The sequence below is a fragment of the Methylovirgula sp. 4M-Z18 genome (genome assembly GCF_037890675.1).
GTDB lineage: Bacteria > Pseudomonadota > Alphaproteobacteria > Rhizobiales > Beijerinckiaceae > 4M-Z18.
Genome location: NZ_CP149574.1, coordinates 4,675,611 through 4,692,588 on the forward strand (window position 1 = coordinate 4,675,611; position 16,978 = coordinate 4,692,588).

Consider the following 16,978-nt stretch of genomic DNA (forward strand, 5'->3'; position numbering starts at 1 on the left):
AGCCGATGGGCGGAAAAAAGCGAGGCGGGTATTGGGAAGCTCGCGCTCCTTTCAAGCTGTTCGAATCCCCCGATCAATGCTATTCGGCTGGCCATGCTTCGTCCCGCCCGCCTTTTCCCATGAATTTCTCGTTTTCCGCCGCGTCCACCGGCTTTCTGCTCGGGGCGAGCTTCATTGTCGCTATCGGCGCGCAAAATGCCTTCGTGCTGCGCCAAGGATTGCTGCGCCAGCATGTGTTTCCGGTCGCGCTGCTTTGCTCGCTCTCGGATGCCGTGCTGATCGCCGCCGGCGTCGGCGGCCTTGGCACTTTGGTCGAGAAAAATCCGGACGTGCTGTTCTATGTCACGCTGTTCGGCATCGCCTTTCTCGCCTTCTACGGGTTCAAGGCGCTGCAGCGCGCCCGGCACACCGAATCGCTGCGGGCGGCGGGCGGTGAGTCCGGCCCGCTCGGCGCCACCATCCTGATGACGCTGCTGCTGACCTTCGCCAATCCGCATGTCTATCTCGACACGGTCGTGCTGCTCGGGTCGATTTCGGCGCGCTTCCCGATTCATGAGCACGTCGCTTTCGCGCTTGGCGCGATGAGTGCGTCATTCCTGTGGTTCTTCGGCCTGGCCTATGGAGCGCGGCTGCTGACGCCTTTGTTTCAATCGCCGCTTGCCTGGCGCATATTAGATCTCATCATTGCCTTGGTGATGTTCTCCATCGCGCTCGGGCTGGCGCTGCATCTTCGCGGTTAAGGAGTTTTTCCCATGGCACCCACACTCTCCGGCCCAAGGCTGCCCGCAAGATCGGGCAAGGCCAAACAGCTCGTGGTTTTTCTGCACGGCTACGGCGCCAGTGGCGACGATCTCATCGATATCGGCCGGCAATGGCAGGGGCTTTTGCCGGATGCCGCCTTCGTCGCGCCGCATGCGCCCGAGCCCTGCGGCATGGGCGGCGGCGGGCGGCAATGGTTCGCGCTCACCTTCCGCGACGCGGACGAGCGCTGGCGCGGTGTCACGCAGGCCCGGCCGACGCTGGACGCGTTTCTCAATGCCGAACTTGCAAAGCAGAATCTCACCGACGCCGATCTGTGCCTCGTCGGCTTCAGCCAGGGCACGATGATGGCGCTGCACACCGGCCTGCGCCGGAACATCGCCCCCGCCGCGATCGTCGGCTATTCCGGCCAGCTCGTTGGCCCCGAGCACCTGAGCGAGGCAAAGGCGCGCAACAGCAAGGGCGCGCCGCCGCCAGTGCTGCTAGTGCATGGCGACATGGACGAGGTGCTGACCGTCGACAATCTGTTTCTCTCCGCCGACGCGCTGGGCAAGGCCGATATCCCGTGCGAATGGCATCTATCGCTCGGCATCGGCCATGGCATCGATCAAGGCGGATTGGTGCACGGCGGCCTGTTCATCGCGCAAAGATTCGGCGTGAAGGTGCAGCTTAAGGCACGGTGATTCCTTCTCCCCGAACTGAACTCGGCTGTTGCCGAGTTCAGCATCAAGAATGCACAAACCGGGTAAACCCGGTTTGTGAGCGGGGAGAAGGGAGAACGGCTTATTGTCCGTTTGACGCGCGGCGCTCGCCGGCGTTGCGCGGCTTGCCGCCGTGGAAGCGCCGCCGCTGCTGCTGGCCCGGCTTGCCGCCGGCCTTGTGCCCGCCGAACGGGCGCTGGCCTTGCGGACGGGGAGCCTGCTCGGTTTCCTGGCCGAGCGATGCGCCGGCCTCTGAACCGAGCGGATTGTCGACCGCCGGCACGCGCTGCCGGGTCGTGCGCTCGATATCGCGCAAATAGGCACGCTCGTCGTGGCCGCAGAATGAGATCGCGATGCCCGCGGCGCCGGCGCGCGCGGTGCGGCCGATCCGGTGCACATAGCTCTCCGGCACGTTGGGCAGGTCGTAATTGATCACGTGAGTCACGCCGTCGACATCGATGCCGCGTGCCGCAATATCGGTCGCGACCAGAAGGCGCGATTTGCCGTTGCGGAAAGCCGCGAGCGCGCGCTCGCGCTGGCCTTGCGACTTGTTGCCGTGAATGGCGTCGGCGATGAAACCGGCGGCGCCGAGATGGCGGACGATCTTGTCGGCACCATGTTTGGTGCGGGCAAAGACTAGCGCCCGGGCGATGGATTTGTCTTCCAAGAGCTTATGCAGCAGCGCCTGCTTTTTCGGCTGGTCGCAGAAAATCACCTGCTGGTCGACGCGCTCGGCGGTCGTCGCGACGGGCGTCACCGCAACCTGCTGCGGATTGCGCAGGAGTTCGTTGGCGAGTTCGGCGATCTCCTTCGGCATGGTCGCCGAGAAGAACAGGTTCTGCCGCTGCTTCGGCAATAGTGCGACAAGCCTCTTGATGTCGCGAATAAAGCCCATGTCGAGCATCTGGTCAGCTTCGTCGAGAACCAGGATTTCGACATTGCTCAAGGACAGTGCCCGCTGGCTGACGAGATCGACCAGGCGGCCCGGCGTGGCGACGACGATGTCATGGCCGTTTTGCGCGGCGCGCACCTGCCGGCTGATCGGCACGCCGCCGAAAATCACCGTTGAGTCGAGCTTCAGGTTGCGGCCATAGGCGCGGAACGAGTCGAGGATCTGGCTCGCAAGTTCGCGGGTTGGCGAGAGCACCAGCACCCGGGCCGTGCGCGGCGCGCGCTGCTTCGGGGTCTTGGCGAGATGATTCAGGATCGGCAGGGCGAATGCGGCCGTCTTGCCGGTGCCGGTCTGGGCGATGCCGAGCAGGTCATGGCCGGCCAGGACGAAGGGGATCGCCTGGGCCTGAATCGGGGTGGGGTTGGTATAGCCTTCGGCACTCAGCGCCTTGAGAAGGGGGGCGACGAGACCGAGGTCTTGGAAATGCGACAAGTGATGATCTTTCAAACGTATGCGAGACAAACGGGGCATGCAGCGCCGGGATAGGGGCACTGTCCGGTCGATCCGGCTTGAGGTGAAGACGGCCCCGCGTGACATAGGCAGCCGAAAGTGTCAGCCGGGAGACGGACGAGGCTCAAAAAAGCTCCGCTCACGCACGTCTTGGAAGGAATGGCTGACGTTGCAGCGCAGCATATGGCGGATTTGGCCCAATAAGTCAATCTGTAAACGGTAAAGGGACGCCGCATGGTTTGCAGGGGTCCTCCGCGCGCGCCCGCCTTGACGGACACCGTAAAAGGGAAACAAATCGGGCTATCAAAAGTTTCGGGAGAGTGGGATGCAACTCATTGGCATGATGGATTCGCCTTATGTGCGGCGGGTCGCGATTTCCCTGCGGCTGATGGGCATTGCACATGAGCACCAGCAAATATCGGTGTTTCGCCAGATGGACGAGTTCCGCGCCATCAATCCGGTGATCAAGGCGCCGACGCTCGTGTGCGACGACGGCACCACGCTCATGGAATCCGCGCTGATTCTCGATTATCTCGAGGCGCTCGCCGACCCGGAGCGCAGCCTGATGCCAAAAGACCTTGCCGCCCGGCGGCGGGCGCTTGCCTTGATCGGGCTTGGCCTCGCGGCTTGCGAAAAGTCGATCCAGATCGAATACGAGCGCAAGCGGCCGAAAGAGTTCCACTACGAACCCTGGGTCGCCCGCGTGACCGGGCAGTTGCACGCCGCGATGGAGCTCCTGGAAAAGGCGGCATCCCACGCCAATCCGTGGCTCGTGACACCGCACATGTGCCAAGCGGACGTTACCGTCGCGGTGGCGTGGCGCTTCGTACAATATATCGTGCCGGATCTGGTGCGGGTCACCTCCTATGCCGGGCTCGCGGCCTATGCGGGTCGGGTGGAGCAATTGCCGGAATTCGTCGAGACGCCACTGGAATAAGCCGGGCTTCCCGCACCTGTAGCTTTACGGCTGTGGCCAAGCGAAATCGTCGGCGCGGCCGGGCTTCGGGTCGAGCGGCCGGCCGTCCACCAGCACGCGGGTGGTCAACCGGTTGGCGCCATTGGGCGCGGATGCGCGCTGGTGCTGGGCCAGCGTCCCATCCAGGGCGAGCGGCGCGGCGGTGAGCGCGAGCACCGGACCGGCTGCCGGCTTTTGCGGCAGCACCACATCGGCGGCGGGCGGCAGCGGCAGCGTCTTCAAGATCTCTTCCGGCGACAGAGGTTTGACTTCGGTGCCCACAGGGGCGGCCGGCTGGCTGTCGAGCGGAGCGGGAGCGGGCTGCGAAACCGTCTCCACCGGCTGCTGCGTCGAGCTTTGCGGCAAGCCCGGCGCGCTCACCAGATCGGGCTGAGCTGCCTTGCGCGCCTCGTCGACGGCGTTGCGGATATCGTGATCGATGAAGCTCGCGAGCTTCAACGCCCCGGCCTTGGTGAAATGGATCCCGTCGTTGGTGCGCAATTTCGCCGGCTGGCCGTTCACATCCGGCCCATTGGCGCTGTAATGGCCAGAATCATCGGCAAAGGCGTTCCAGATATCGACATAGGCCGCGCCATTCTTTTCCGCCGCGCCCTTGAAGATTTCGTTCATCGCCACCGCATCGGCTGATAATTTGTCGCTGCTCATGATCGGCAGGCCAACCCAGATCAGCGGAATTTTCTTGTCGTGAAACTGCTGCGCAATGTCTTCGGCACGTTTCACATAGATCTCGCGCCATTGCGGCGTCAGCGGATCATAGGTGCCGCTCGCATCCTTGAGCGGCTGATGGTCGTTGAGGCCGATCATGATCACCGCATAGGTGATCTTGTCGGATCCGGCGAGCAGATCGCGGATCGATTTCGGCCAGTCGTAAAAATCATCGCGCACGAGGCCCGAGGATTCGCGCGCCTTGTTTTGTACCGCGACTTCCGGCCGGTCGCTCAGCGAGTCCTGCAGTCCCTGCTGCGCGAAATAGGCGAGCGAGTCGCCGAACACATCGACGAAGAACGTCGGCTCGACTTTCGGTTGCGCCGGCGTGTCGGGCGCGTATCGCGGTTGCGTCACCGCCGGGCGGGTGAGTTTCGATTGCGGCACGCGGGGTTTGGGCTGTTGGCTCTGGCGCTGCTGTTCCTGAAACCAGAAATTACGCGCACCGCCGTTGTCGCCCTCCGCCCGGACCGGCGCCATCGGCGGCCAGCACAGGAAGAGTATGGCGAGGCTCAAGACGCCAAGAAGCGGCAGCAAAAATCTCATGCGCCTTTATAGCGCATGACAAAGTGGACAGGAATAAGGAGGCAAGCGCCCTCTGCGCCGTCGGTTAATGGACCGACCTCAGGCGCGTCTCGCTTCGATCGCCTCCCAGATGCTCACCGCGAGATCGGGACCGCCGAGGCGCTTGATGGCGCGGATGCCGGTCGGCGAGGTGACGTTGATCTCGGTCAGCAGGCCGTCGATGACATCGATGCCGACGAAAATCAGGCCGCGCTTTTTCAAGTCCGGCCCGATGGCCGCGCAAATTTCCTGTTCGCGCGGGCTCAAGTCCGTCGAGGCGGCAGCGCCCCCGCGCACCATATTGGAGCGAATGTCGTCGCCCTGGGGCAGGCGGTTCACCGCGCCCAGCGCGACGCCATCGACCAGAATGATGCGCTTGTCGCCGTGCTTCACCTCGGGCAGAAACCGCTGGATCATCCACGGCTCGCGGAAGGTGACGGAGAAAAGATCGAACAGCGAGCCGAAATTCACATCTCGCCGCGCCACCTTGAACACGGCCGCGCCGCCATTGCCGTACAGCGGCTTCATGACCACGTCGCCATGCTCCTCGCGGAACGCTTCGATCGTCGCGCGGTCGCGCGAGACGAGCGTCGGCGGCATGAGCTGCGGATAATTCAGCACCAGGATCTTTTCCGGCGCGTTGCGGACCGAGGCCGGATCGTTCACCACCAGCGTTTTGGGATGAATCTGCTCGAGCAGATGGGTCGTCGTGATGTAATGCATGTCGAAGGGCGGATCCTGCCGCAGCAGCACCACATCCATGTCGGCAAGATTCGCCAGCTTTGCCTCGCCGAGCGTGAAATGATCGCCCTTGATGTCGCGCACCTTTACCGGCTGCACGCGGGCGCTGACATCGGTGCCGCGCTGCGACAATGTGTCGGGCGTATAATAGAACAATTGGTGGCCGCGCGCTTGCGCCTCCAGCATCAGCGCGAAAGTCGAATCCCCGGCAATATTGATTTTCTCAATCGGGTCCATCTGGACGGCGACTTTTAACGGCATTTGTCATCCTCAAGCTTCGGTGCGGTATCATATGGGAGCTTAGTGCCGTCTGGCCAGTCACACGGCCGAAGTTCAAATATCAGGCAATTCGAATATGTGCTCGACATGCTGCGGCAGCCGGCCTTTGGCGAGATAGATCGCATCCGCCCGCAAGGTGCAGGACGAGGCCCAAGGATTGCGGCTCAGCCAGAGGCGGATGGCGTGGCGCATCGCTCTTTGTTTGGTGGGCGTGATCGCGCTTTGTGCGTCTTCGAGCTGCGGCCGCGCCTTGACCTCGACGAAGATCACCGTTGCGCCGCGCTTGGCGACAAGATCGATCTCGCCGCCGGGAACGACGACATTGCGCGCCAGAATGCGGTAGAATTTGCCGCGCAGCCACAAAGCCGCGAACCATTCCGCCTCCAGGCCAAAATGGCGCGCCCGCCTTTTCTTGGCCGTGCGATCCTCGGCGCCACGCATGTCAATCGGACCGGGCGGCAAGCTCGATGGCGCGGGCATAGACCTGGCGCCGCGGCAGGCCGGTTTCGCCCGCAACCACCGAAGCGGCATCCTTCACCGAATGCACTTTGAGCGCGTCCTGCAGCCGCTCGTCCAGCGTGTCGGCCGAGGCCAGTTCCGCGCCGGGCGGGCCGACGAGCAGCACGATCTCGCCCTTCGGCGGCGGCTCGTCGGCCAGCGCCTCGGCGAGATGCTGCAGCGGGCCGCGCCGCACCTGCTCGAAATGCTTGGTCAGTTCGCGCGCAATCGCCGCGTCGCGATTGCCGAGCACCGCCGCGAGATCGGCCAAGGTTTCGGCCAGCCGGCGCGGCGATTCGAAAAATACCAAAGTGCCGGGAATCGGCTGCAATTGCGCGATCCGCGCCCGCCGCGCCGCGCTTTTTCCGGGCAGGAAGCCTTCGAAAAAGAAGCGATCGGTCGGCAGGCCGGCGACCACCAGCGCCGCGAGCACCGCGGAGGCGCCGGGCACGGAGGTCACGGCGATCCCTTCCTCGAGCGCGTCGGCCACCAGTTTGAAGCCGGGATCGGAGACGAGCGGCGTACCCGCGTCTGAGACGAGCGCCAATGTCGCGCCGCTCTTGAGCCGGGCGATGAGGTGCGGACGCATCGTCGCCGCATTGTGTTCGTGATAGGCGACGAGCGGCGTCGCGATGCCATAATGGGCGAGCAAGGTCTTGGTGACGCGGGTATCTTCGGCGATGACCGCTTCGGCCGCCGCCAAAGTCGCAAGCGCGCGGAAGGAGATATCGCCCAAATTGCCGATCGGCGTCGCAACCACATGCAGGCCCTTGGCCAGCGGCTCGGCTTCCGCGCGCAGGCCGAAGGCGGTGAAGCTGCCGCCGGTTTTGGCGCTCGGCACAGGATGGGCGGGATAGGTCTCGGTCATTGGCACAGGCCTGAAGTTCGTTATAAAGGTATTAATGTTCTTTTTATAGAACATGTCAACTTACATCTATCTTATCGCCGGAGCATCGGCAAAGATATGTGTCAGGCGCGTTCCGACTCCTTTCCGCCGCCAGGCGCAGATTCAACATTCGTGAAGGTTTTCGGGTCAGGATCAGCGTGAATAGGTGGTTAACGCGGATTGTGGACCGGAGGGTTTCAGTGACTATCCTCACCCGTAAGGAATTTTTGCGCCTGGGCGGCCTCGCCCTCGTGACGACATCGCTCAGCGCCTGCGGCCAATTGGGAGTGCCATTCGGCGAAAGCGAACCGCCCGCGCCGGCAACACCCGCGCAGAACGCGCCCTCAGGCGGCAATATCGGCAACGGACCCATCCACGTGGCGCTGATCCTGCCGCTGACCTCGCAATCCGGTGCCAGCCAGATCGGCGTTTCCATGCGCAATGCCGCCGAACTGGCGTTGAGCGATTCGGGCAGTTCCGAATTGACCATCCTGGTGAAGGACGATCGCTCCAGCCCGGACGGCGCCCGCCAGGCCGCGCAAGAGGCGCTGAACGACGGCGCGCAATTGTTCATCGGCCCGCTGTTCGCCGCCAATGTGCGTGAGGTCTCGAGCGTCGCGCACGGGGCAGGCAAATCGGTCATCGCGTTTTCGACCGATCCGACAGTCGCCGCGCCGGGCACTTATCTCCTGTCCTTCCCGATCGATGGCAAGGTGAACCGCGTCCTCGATTTTGCCGCGAGCCGCGGCAAGAAATCCTTCGCTGTCCTCGCGCCCGATGCGGGGGCGTCGCCGGCAAGTCTGGCGGCCTTTGCCGCATTCCAATCCCATGCCGGCGACATCGGCGTGCGCGTGCAATCGGTGGAGCGCTATCCGGCCGGCAAGCCGGGTGACGCGGTCAAGCGCGTCGCCACGGTGGCGCAGCAGATCGACGGGATTTTCATCGCCGACGATGCCAACGGTATGGGCGCGATGGCGACAGCCTTGACGGCCAATGGGCTCGACGGGCGCAAGATCCAACTGCTTGGCACCGACGCCTGGGAAGATCCGCGCACGATGGCGCTGCCGGCCCTGCAGGGCGCCTGGTTTGCCGCGCCGGACGATGCCGGCTTCCGCAATTTCGCCCAACGCTACCGCGCCAAATATAATAGTGAGCCGCACCGTCTGGCGTCGCTTGCCTATGACGCGACCTCGCTCGCCGCCGCTTTGCCGCGCGTCCAAAGCGCCAATCCCTATACGGATGCTGTGCTGACCGATTCCAAGGGCTTCACCAATGTGGACGGCTTCTTCCGCTTCCGCACCAACGGGCAGGTGGAGCGCGCGCTCGCCGTCTATCAGATCGGCAACGGATCGAAATCGATCTTGGACGCGGCGCCACGGTCGTTGCCGGTGACGTGAAGCTGATACGGCGGTCCTCACGCCATAAAAGTGCTGAGACTTTCGGGAGCGAGGCCGGCTTCGCTGCCGATGCGCCTGGCAAGCTGCACGGCCGCGTCGCGCATGGCGCCGACCGGCCGGTCGAGCCAGTATGACACTGGATTGAGAGCCGTGCGCGGATCGACTTGCACCACGCGCCCCGCCGCAACCTGCGCCGCGGCCAATGGCGGGCGGGCGAGCGCCAATCCGAGCCCGCAAGCCGCCGCGTCGAGCACGAGATTGTAATCCTCGAACCGCCGGTCCTGCGGGCGCGGTTTGTAATCGAGCCCCTGCGCGGCAAACCAAGAGCGCCAGCCGGAGGCGTCGGAATCGTGGATGAGCGGCCAATTCAGCAACCGGGCCGGATCGCCCGTGCCTATTGCGGCGGCCAAATGCGGCGCGGCGATCGGGAAACAATGCTCCTCGAACAGCCGCACGGATTGCCGGTCCGGCACCGTCCCGCGCCCGCAGCGGATAGCGAGATCGATGCCTTCATTGCCCAAATCCAATTGCCGATGATCGACCATCAGGAGGACGCGCAGCTTCGGCGCGCCGTCTTCGAGTTGCGTCAGCCGCGGCAGCAGCCAGAGGCCGCAGATCGAGGGCGGCGAGCTGATCCGGACCACCGCCGCGCCGCGCGGATCCTGCCAGCGGTCGCTGGTATCGGCGATCATCGCGAACGCCTCGCGGGTGCGTAGCAGCAGCCTTTGACCTTCCGGCGTCAGCGTCACCCCGCGGGCCTGGCGCTCGAACAGCCTTTGGCCGAGCCAATGTTCCAGCTTCATCACCTGACGGCTGACCGCGCCATGAGTGAGGTGCAACACCTCCGCCGCGCCGGAAAAGCTGCCGGCGCACGCGGCCGCCTCGAAGGCGCGCAGGGTTTCGAGCGGCGGCAGGGCGGTCAAGCTGTGATCCATACGCACAGATGAATGCCGAATTGTTCGATTGTCAATCAGCTCATGCCGGCGTCTCATGCGCCGACTTTTGCCAAAGGGCACCGATCATGAGCACCATCGAGATGAGCCGCAGCGCACCGCGCGGCCTGGATACAATCACTCTTGCGGCGGTCGCGACGACCGTTCTGAGCTGGGCCTCGGCCTTTCCCGCCATCCGCGCCGGACTCACAGCCTTCGGTCCGGCGGAACTCGGTGCCCTCCGCTTCGCGGTCGCGGCCGTCCCGGCGGCGGCGATGCTGATCGTGCTGCGGCCGGCATGGCCGAACCAGCAGGAAATTTGGCGCTTTGCCGCCGGCGGCATCCTCTTCGTCGCGCTCTATACGATCCTGCTGAACACCGGTGAACAGACGGTTTCGGCGGGGGCGGCGAGCTTCATCATCAACATCAACCCCGTCGTCATCGCCGCGCTCGCCGGTATTTTCCTGGGCGAATCCTTCAGCCGCAAAGCCTGGCTCGGCACGCTCATCTCGCTCGCGGGCATCGGCGCGATCGCACTTGGCGAAGGGCAGGGGCTGCGCATCGATGCCGGCGCCTTATTGATCGCCGGCGCGGCACTGTGCACCGCCGTCGCCGCTATCGCGCAAAAGCCGCTGTTCCGCCGGCACAAGCCGCTGACCGTCGCGGCCTGGAACATGGTGATCGGCGCGCTCGCGCTCATCCCATTTCTGCCGGGCGCCATCGGGCAGGCGCAGACTGCGCCGGCGGCAAGCCTCTTCGCCGTCATTTATCTCGGCATCTTCCCGAGCCTGATCGGATATGCCACCTGGGCCGTCGCCTTATCGCGCCTGCCCGCCGCCCGCGCCGCGAACTTCATGTATTGCGTGCCGCCGGCCGCGACCTTGTTGGGCTTTGCGTGGCTCGGCGAAGTGCCGACCCTGCTCGGCATCATTGGCGGCGCCATGGCGATTTGCGGCGTGGTGCTGGTGAATTGGCACAAGAAATAGGCCTCCCGATCTGATCCAGCGGCAGGACCGATACGAAGAGAACGCGGAGCTAAGCGCGCCGCGTTCTCTTTCTTTCTTAAGCGGCCTCGCTTAAACAAGTATGGAACAATTCTTGCTTCTGGATCATTTGCATGCTCTCCAATTCCGACTGCAAATTGATGAAAATCACGATTGCGACACAGCCAAAGCCCGATCACGCGCAACCGCGGTGTGGCGGCGTTGCCCTTGGGGGCCGCCCATAATGGCAACAGGCGGGCGAATTTTGATCGTCCTGCATCAGGAACATTCGACGGCTGGCCGCGTCGGTTTCCTGCTGCGCCGGATGGGTTTCGATCTCGACATCCGCCGGCCCCGATTCGGCGACACGCTGCCGACGGATATGGCGGACCACGCGGGTGCGGTGGTGTTTGGCGGGCCGATGAGCGCCAATGACGAAGACGGCTATATCCGCAACGAGATCGATTGGCTCGCCAAGCCCTTGCGCGAGGACAAACCGTTCTTAGGGCTTTGCCTCGGCGCGCAGATGCTGACGCGGCATCTCGGGGCACGGGTATATAAGCATACTGACGGCCGGATCGAGGCCGGCTATTATCCCATCGCGCCGCATGCCGCCGCCCATCACGTGACGGCGCAAGAGGGTGCGCCCTTTCCTGCCTATGTGTATCAGTGGCATAGCGAAGGCTTCGACCTGCCGCGTGGCGCCACCTTGCTGGCCGAAGGCGACGAATTCCCGATTCAGGCCTATCGCTGCGGCCGAAATGCCTATGCGCTGCAATTTCATCCGGAAGTCACCTATGCGATGATCTGCCGCTGGACCACGCGCGGCGCCGAACGGCTCGCAAATTTGGGCGCGCAACCGCCCGCAGCCCATTTCGCCGGCTGGTATCAATACGACGCCATCGTCGGGCGTTGGATCAAGGAATTCCTGAAAGTTTGGCTCGAACCGGCTACCTGATGCAATCGAGCCATTGATCGGCAACCGCCGCGCGGCGGACGATGATCGAGGCCAGCGCCCGTTGATGCGGCGTCGGATGGGCGGGGTTGCGCAATTTCGGGTTGGGCAGGGCGGTCGCCATCAGCGCCGCTTCGCGCAAGGTCAGCGATTTAGCGCTCTTGCCGAAATAATGCTGCGCCGCCGCCTCGGCGCCGTAAATGCCGTCGCCCCATTCGGCAATGTTGAGATAGACTTCGATGATCCGCCGCTTCGGCCACAAGGCGTCGAGCGCCAAAGCCTCGGGGATCTCGATGCCCTTGCGGATCGCGGAGCGCCACGTGCCGAGAAAGAGATTGCGCGCCGTCTGCATCGGCACGGTCGAGGCGCCGCGCTTCGGCCCCCTCTCGCCGGCCTGGGTGATCACCTCGTTCAGCGCATCCCAATCGACGCCGTGATGATAGCAGAACTGGCCGTCCTCCGACATCAGCACCGCAGCGGGCAGATGGCCGGAGATGCGGTCGAGCGGCACCCAAACCCGGTCCACCGGCTCCAACAGGGCCCAGCGGCCAAGCATGAGCACGGAAACCGGCGGCACCTCGCGCCACACGAACAACATCACCCCCACGGCAATGCCGTAGGCGAAGCCGGCAAGCACCAGGAGACGGAACAAAAGGCGCAAAAATCGAAGGAACTTGGCCATGAGCAGGATCGTGGTGGCGACGCGGGACCCGGCGGGCCAAGCATTCAATCTAAGGGCAAGCTTAGGACCTGTCGACACTCATAGATAGGGTCTGGACGTGAGCGAATTTGACCGAGTGGCAGGAGCCATGAGGAAGCAAGGCGTCCGCCTTGCGGCGATTGGCGACGCATCAATCGGGCAAATTCGCCACGCCCCTTCGGGGTGAGGTGAAAAATGATCATCTGCCGCGTCGCAATGCTTGCCGGTACGGACGTACCGGCCGCGCAATGCTCCTTGCATATGACCATTTTTGACCTCATCCAGACCCTATCTATGAGTGTCGACAGGTCCTAATTTGGCAAAGCTTGACCTTCCCGGGCGGCTAGGGCATCTCGTCCTAAATCATTCAGAGTCCTCGCCGATGACCCCACCCTCCACCGCATTTTCCGAGCGCCTTGCCGCCGTTGCCGCCGCGATGGAGGCGACGCTCGATGCTTTGCTGAGTGCCGCCCCCCTGCCGGGGGAAATCGCTAGGCCTTCCCGCCTCATCGAAGCGATGCGCTATGCGGTGCTCGGCGGCGGCAAGCGCTTGCGGCCGTTTCTGCTGATCGAGACGGCAAGGATGCTCGGGTCCGAGGGCGAGGGCGTGCGGCGTGCGGCGGCGGCGCTCGAACTCGTCCATTGCTATTCGCTCGTCCACGACGATCTGCCGGCCATGGACGACGACGATTTGCGCCGCGGCCGCCCGACGGTGCATCGCGCCTTTGACGAGGCGACCGCCATTCTCGCCGGCGACGCGCTGCTCACCTATGCCTTCGACGTGATGGCGGACGACGCGACCCATGCGGATCCGGCCGTGCGTGCGAGGCTGGTCGCGGGGCTCGCCCGCGCGTCCGGCCTCGGCGGCATGGCCGGCGGACAGGCGCTCGATCTGGCCGCGGAACAAGCCACAGCACCGCTCAGCGAGTCTGAAATCGGCCAGCTCCAGGCCATGAAGACGGGGGCGCTGCTGCGCTTCGCGGTCGAGGCCGGCGGCCTGATCGGCAAGGCCGATGTGGGAACGCGGCAGGCTCTGGCGCGCTACGGCTCGGCGCTCGGCGCCGCCTTCCAGATCGCCGACGATATTCTCGATGCCGAGAGCGACACGGCCACGCTCGGCAAGCAGGCGGGCAAGGACGCCGACCGCAACAAGGCGACGTTGGTGGCGAGCTTGGGCTTGGAGGCGGCCAAGCGCGAGCGCGACCGCCTTGCTGCAGAGGCGGAAAGCGCGTTGCAATTGCCGCAATGGCGCGGGCAGACGGATATTTTGATCGAGGCCGCGCGCTTCACCGCACAACGACGGAAGTAGGGCCTGTTAACACAATTGGATAGGGTCTGGATGAGGTCAAAAATGGTCATAAGCAAGGAGCATTGCGTAGCCGGTACGTCCGCACCGGCAAGCATTGCGACGCGGCAGATGACCATTTTTCACCTCACCCCCGAAGGGGGCGTGGCGAATTTGACCGATTGGTGCGTCGCCAATCGTCGCAAGGCGGACGCCTTGCTTCCTCATGGCTCCTGCCACTCGGTCAAATTCGCTCACGTCCAGACCCCATCCAATTGTGTTAACAGGCCCTAACCATGGACAGCGGAGTTTTGGCGCAGCATCGCAGGCACTTCGTCCTCGTCCGCTATGTCCGCGCCCGGCCGCGGCTGTTCGTCTGTCTGCTGATCGGCCTTGTTGCCGGCTTCCTGTTTCCAAGCCATTGGCACCTGGCGACGCGCGTCTTGCTGGCATGGAATCTCGCGACGATTTTGTTTCTGATCAGCATCGGCAGCATGATGGCGCATGCCCGTCCCGAGACGATCCGCCGCAACGCGGCCCTGCAGGACGAGGGCAAGGGCGTCATCCTCGCGTCTGCGATCGTCGCAGCAACTGCCAGCATCGCCGCCATCATCGTGCAATTGGGCGCCGTCAAGGATGCGACAGGCCTCGTGAAATATATGCACCTTGGTCTCGCCTGCAGCACGATTTTGAGTTCCTGGGCGTTCGTTCATGTGATCTTCGCACTGCATTACGCACATGAATATTTCGACGAATGGCGCAAGGAGAAGAATACCGACCCGAAGAAGCGCGGCCTTGGCATTCCCGGCCTCGATGACGTGCCGGATTATATGGACTTTCTTTATTTCGCTTTCGTGATCGGCGTCGCCTCGGCCACCGCCGACATCAACATCACCAGCCGCACGATCCGCCGCGTCGCGCTGGTGCACTGTGTCGTCGCCTTCTTCTTCAACATGGCGATTCTGGGTTTGACGATCAATATCGCGGCAGGGCTCCTATCATAAGGCGAGATGGCTCGCGCCCTCACTGATTGAACAATTGCTCAAACAGGCCGCCCCCCCGCCGCGGCGGCGGTTGATCGCGGCCGGCATTCGGGATCGACGCCGGCGGAACGAGGTCCGGTGGCACATCGGCCTGCCGGACCGGCACCTGATCGGGCTGCGGCATATCGGAGACGACCGCATCCGGTTGCTCTTCGGGCGGCGGCGCCGGGCTTTGCCAGATGCCGCCGGGCAGGCTGGCCACGGGCACGCCCTGATGCGCCGCGCGCATGTAGCGGCTCCAGATCTCGACCGGCAAGGAACCGCCGGAGGTGCGCTCGGTCGGCGAGGAATCGTCGTTGCCGAGCCAGACGCCGGTGATCATGTGGCTCGTATAGCCGATGAACCACGCATCGCGGTAATCCTGGCTCGTGCCGGTCTTGCCGGCGGCCTGCCAGCCCGGCAATTGCGCGCCGCGCGCCGTGCCGGAAATCAGCGTCTCGGTCAGCATGCGGTTCATCATGGACAGCGCGTCCTGGTCGATCACGCGGCCGAAGCTCGAGCCTTTGCGCGTATAGAGAACCTGACCGCCCGCCGTGCGAACTTGTCGGATGATATGCGGCTGCACCGCAATGCCGCCATTGGCGAAAGGTGCATAGGCCGTCACCATTTCGAGCGGCGAGACCTCCGACGTGCCCAGCGCGAGCGACGCATTGAGGTCGAGGTCGGAGGTGATGCCGAGCTTGTGCGCCGTCGCCGCGATCGCCTTGGCGCCGACTTCGAGCCCGAGCCGCACGGCCACCGTGTTGAGTGATTGCGACAGCGCCCGGGTGAGCGTGACAGGACCGGCATAGCGTTTGGTGTAATTTTCCGGCTGCCAGCCCTTCACGTTCAGCGGCGCATCCTCGCGCACCGTATCCGGCGTCAGGCCGCGCTCGATCGCGGCCAGATAGACGAACGGCTTGAAGGAGGAGCCGGGCTGACGCTTGGCCGAAACGGCGCGGTTGAATTGGCTGTCGGCATAATTGCGCCCGCCGATCATCGTCTTGATCGCGCCGCTCGGATTCATGGCGACGAGCGCCCCTTGGCTCACGTTGAATTTGCCGCCCTTCTTGTCGAGCACGTCGGTCAGCGCCTTTTCACCGACATTCTGCAAATTCGGATCGATCGTCGTGGTGACGACGATGTCCTGGTCGATCGCGCCAACCGTGTCGTCGAGCACGTCCATCACGTAATCGGCGACATAATTCATCGAGGAAGAATTGTTTTCCTTCGCCACCTGCGCCGGATGGGCGGTGGCAAGCTTCGCCATGGCGTCGGTGATGAAGCCCTCTTTTTCCATGGCATAGATCACGTCCCTGGCGCGCGCATTGGCCGCATCCTGGTTGTGGTTGGGGGCGAGTTTCGAGGGCGATTTCATCAGGCCGGCGAGCACGGCGGCTTCCGAGAGTGTCACCTGGCTCGCATGCTTGCCGTAATATTTCTCCGCCGCCGCCTCGACGCCGTAAGCGCCGGAACCGAAATAGACACGGTTGAGATAGAGCTCGAGGATCTGATCCTTGGTGTATTTATGCTCCAACCAGACGGCGAGGATCGCCTCCTGGATCTTGCGCGACAAGGTGCGCTCCTGGGTCAGGAACAGGTTCTTGGCGAGCTGCTGGGTCAGGGTCGAGCCCCCTTGCACGTGGCGGCGCAGGATGACGTCCGAGAGAACGGCTCGGGCGATGCCGAGCGGGTCGATACCGAAATGGTGGTAAAAGCGCCGGTCTTCGATCGCGACGAAGGCTTTGGGCAGATAGGGCGGCAAATCGGCGATATGGATCGCGGCGCCGCCCGTATCGCCGCGATTGGCGAGCAGGCTGCCGTCCTCCGCCACGATGGCGATATTGGGCGGGCGCTTGGGCACTTCGAGCTGGTCGATGGGCGGCAATTGGCCGGCATAATAGGTGATGAGCCCGGCGAGGCCGATGATGCCCCAGACGCCGAGCACGACGCACCAATAGGCCAGCCGCCGGGCGAGCGAGCGCTTCGTCCGGGCCATCCGCACCGTTTTTTTCGGCTTTTTCGGCCGTTTTGGCGGATCGTCGTCGGGGCTGCGTTTGCGCTTGGGCGCGCCGGCGATCCGGTCGTCCGCCGAGACGCCATCCTTCAGAAAATCAAACATGCCCGCCCGTTACAAATTCTGCCCAAAATAATAGCACTTATTTTAGGCCACGGCCCATTAAGGGGCCGTAA

At 63.9% G+C, this 16,978-nt stretch carries 16 protein-coding genes; 8 read left to right on the plus strand and 8 right to left on the minus strand.

Annotated features, from left to right (window positions below; all coding sequences use genetic code 11):
• Positions 1-119: 119 nt before the first annotated feature.
• Both V9T28_RS21635 and V9T28_RS21640 read left to right on the plus strand, forming a co-directional pair.
• Entirely contained in the window at positions 120-740 is a 621-nt protein-coding gene (locus V9T28_RS21635) for a LysE/ArgO family amino acid transporter (RefSeq protein ID WP_116401372.1), read from the plus strand.
• Positions 741-752: 12 nt separating this feature from the next.
• A complete protein-coding gene (locus tag V9T28_RS21640) occupies positions 753-1,442 on the plus strand; it encodes an alpha/beta hydrolase (RefSeq protein ID WP_116401188.1) in 690 nt (229 codons plus the stop codon).
• A gap of 100 nt (positions 1,443-1,542) precedes the next feature.
• Here the strand turns inward: V9T28_RS21640 and V9T28_RS21645 are convergent, their stop codons facing one another.
• Complete coding sequence (locus tag V9T28_RS21645; protein ID WP_116401189.1) at positions 1,543-2,844, minus strand: DEAD/DEAH box helicase; 1,302 nt, start codon at positions 2,842-2,844, stop codon at positions 1,543-1,545.
• Between the two features lie 343 nt (positions 2,845-3,187).
• Here V9T28_RS21645 and V9T28_RS21650 point away from each other — a divergent pair, with 343 nt between their 5' ends.
• Positions 3,188-3,799: a glutathione S-transferase family protein gene (locus V9T28_RS21650; protein ID WP_116401190.1), complete on the plus strand. Its 612-nt coding sequence runs from the start codon at positions 3,188-3,190 to the stop codon at positions 3,797-3,799.
• Between the two features lie 24 nt (positions 3,800-3,823).
• Here V9T28_RS21650 and V9T28_RS21655 read toward each other — a convergent pair whose 3' ends face one another.
• The 4 genes from V9T28_RS21655 to rsmI form a co-directional block, all read right to left on the minus strand.
• Positions 3,824-5,089, minus strand: a complete 1,266-nt coding sequence (locus V9T28_RS21655) for an SGNH/GDSL hydrolase family protein (RefSeq protein WP_116401191.1) — start codon at positions 5,087-5,089, stop codon at positions 3,824-3,826.
• Positions 5,090-5,167: 78 nt separating this feature from the next.
• A complete protein-coding gene (gshB, locus tag V9T28_RS21660; RefSeq protein WP_116401192.1) occupies positions 5,168-6,109 on the minus strand; it encodes a glutathione synthase in 942 nt (313 codons plus the stop codon).
• A 72-nt stretch (positions 6,110-6,181) separates the two neighbouring features.
• Entirely contained in the window at positions 6,182-6,607 is a 426-nt protein-coding gene (locus tag V9T28_RS21665) for a YraN family protein (RefSeq protein ID WP_245424117.1), read from the minus strand.
• Positions 6,570-7,493: a 16S rRNA (cytidine(1402)-2'-O)-methyltransferase gene (rsmI, locus tag V9T28_RS21670; protein WP_116401193.1), complete on the minus strand. Its 924-nt coding sequence runs from the start codon at positions 7,491-7,493 to the stop codon at positions 6,570-6,572. The genes V9T28_RS21665 and rsmI overlap by 38 nt, the downstream gene beginning before the upstream one ends.
• Before the next feature lie 218 nt (positions 7,494-7,711).
• Between rsmI and V9T28_RS21675 the strand changes: the two genes are divergently transcribed.
• A complete protein-coding gene (locus V9T28_RS21675) occupies positions 7,712-8,908 on the plus strand; it encodes a penicillin-binding protein activator (RefSeq protein ID WP_245424118.1) in 1,197 nt (398 codons plus the stop codon).
• A gap of 17 nt (positions 8,909-8,925) precedes the next feature.
• Here V9T28_RS21675 and V9T28_RS21680 read toward each other — a convergent pair whose 3' ends face one another.
• The gene (locus tag V9T28_RS21680; protein WP_116401195.1) at positions 8,926-9,843 is read right to left on the minus strand and encodes a LysR substrate-binding domain-containing protein; all 918 of its coding nucleotides are present in this window, start codon (positions 9,841-9,843) and stop codon (positions 8,926-8,928) included.
• An 86-nt stretch (positions 9,844-9,929) separates the two neighbouring features.
• Here V9T28_RS21680 and V9T28_RS21685 point away from each other — a divergent pair, with 86 nt between their 5' ends.
• Together V9T28_RS21685 and V9T28_RS21690 are read left to right on the plus strand one after the other, a co-directional pair.
• Entirely contained in the window at positions 9,930-10,826 is an 897-nt protein-coding gene (locus V9T28_RS21685; RefSeq protein WP_116401374.1) for a DMT family transporter, read from the plus strand.
• A gap of 262 nt (positions 10,827-11,088) precedes the next feature.
• Positions 11,089-11,781 carry a glutamine amidotransferase gene (locus V9T28_RS21690; protein WP_339071794.1) on the plus strand — a complete coding sequence of 231 codons (693 nt, stop codon included), beginning with the start codon at positions 11,089-11,091 and terminating at the stop codon, positions 11,779-11,781.
• Here the strand turns inward: V9T28_RS21690 and mtgA are convergent.
• Entirely contained in the window at positions 11,774-12,460 is a 687-nt protein-coding gene (gene mtgA / locus V9T28_RS21695) for a monofunctional biosynthetic peptidoglycan transglycosylase (RefSeq protein ID WP_116401375.1), read from the minus strand. The genes V9T28_RS21690 and mtgA overlap by 8 nt on opposite strands.
• Before the next feature lie 400 nt (positions 12,461-12,860).
• Here mtgA and V9T28_RS21700 point away from each other — a divergent pair, with 400 nt between their 5' ends.
• The gene (locus V9T28_RS21700; RefSeq protein ID WP_116401197.1) at positions 12,861-13,787 is read left to right on the plus strand and encodes a polyprenyl synthetase family protein; all 927 of its coding nucleotides are present in this window, start codon (positions 12,861-12,863) and stop codon (positions 13,785-13,787) included.
• Between the two features lie 272 nt (positions 13,788-14,059).
• Positions 14,060-14,767 (plus strand): DUF1345 domain-containing protein, encoded by a 708-nt coding sequence (locus tag V9T28_RS21705; RefSeq protein ID WP_116401198.1) that lies wholly within the window; start codon positions 14,060-14,062, stop codon positions 14,765-14,767.
• A gap of 19 nt (positions 14,768-14,786) precedes the next feature.
• On the opposite strand, the gene V9T28_RS21710 is transcribed toward V9T28_RS21705, so the two are convergent.
• The gene (locus V9T28_RS21710; protein ID WP_116401199.1) at positions 14,787-16,907 is read right to left on the minus strand and encodes a transglycosylase domain-containing protein; all 2,121 of its coding nucleotides are present in this window, start codon (positions 16,905-16,907) and stop codon (positions 14,787-14,789) included.
• Positions 16,908-16,978 lie beyond the last annotated feature (71 nt).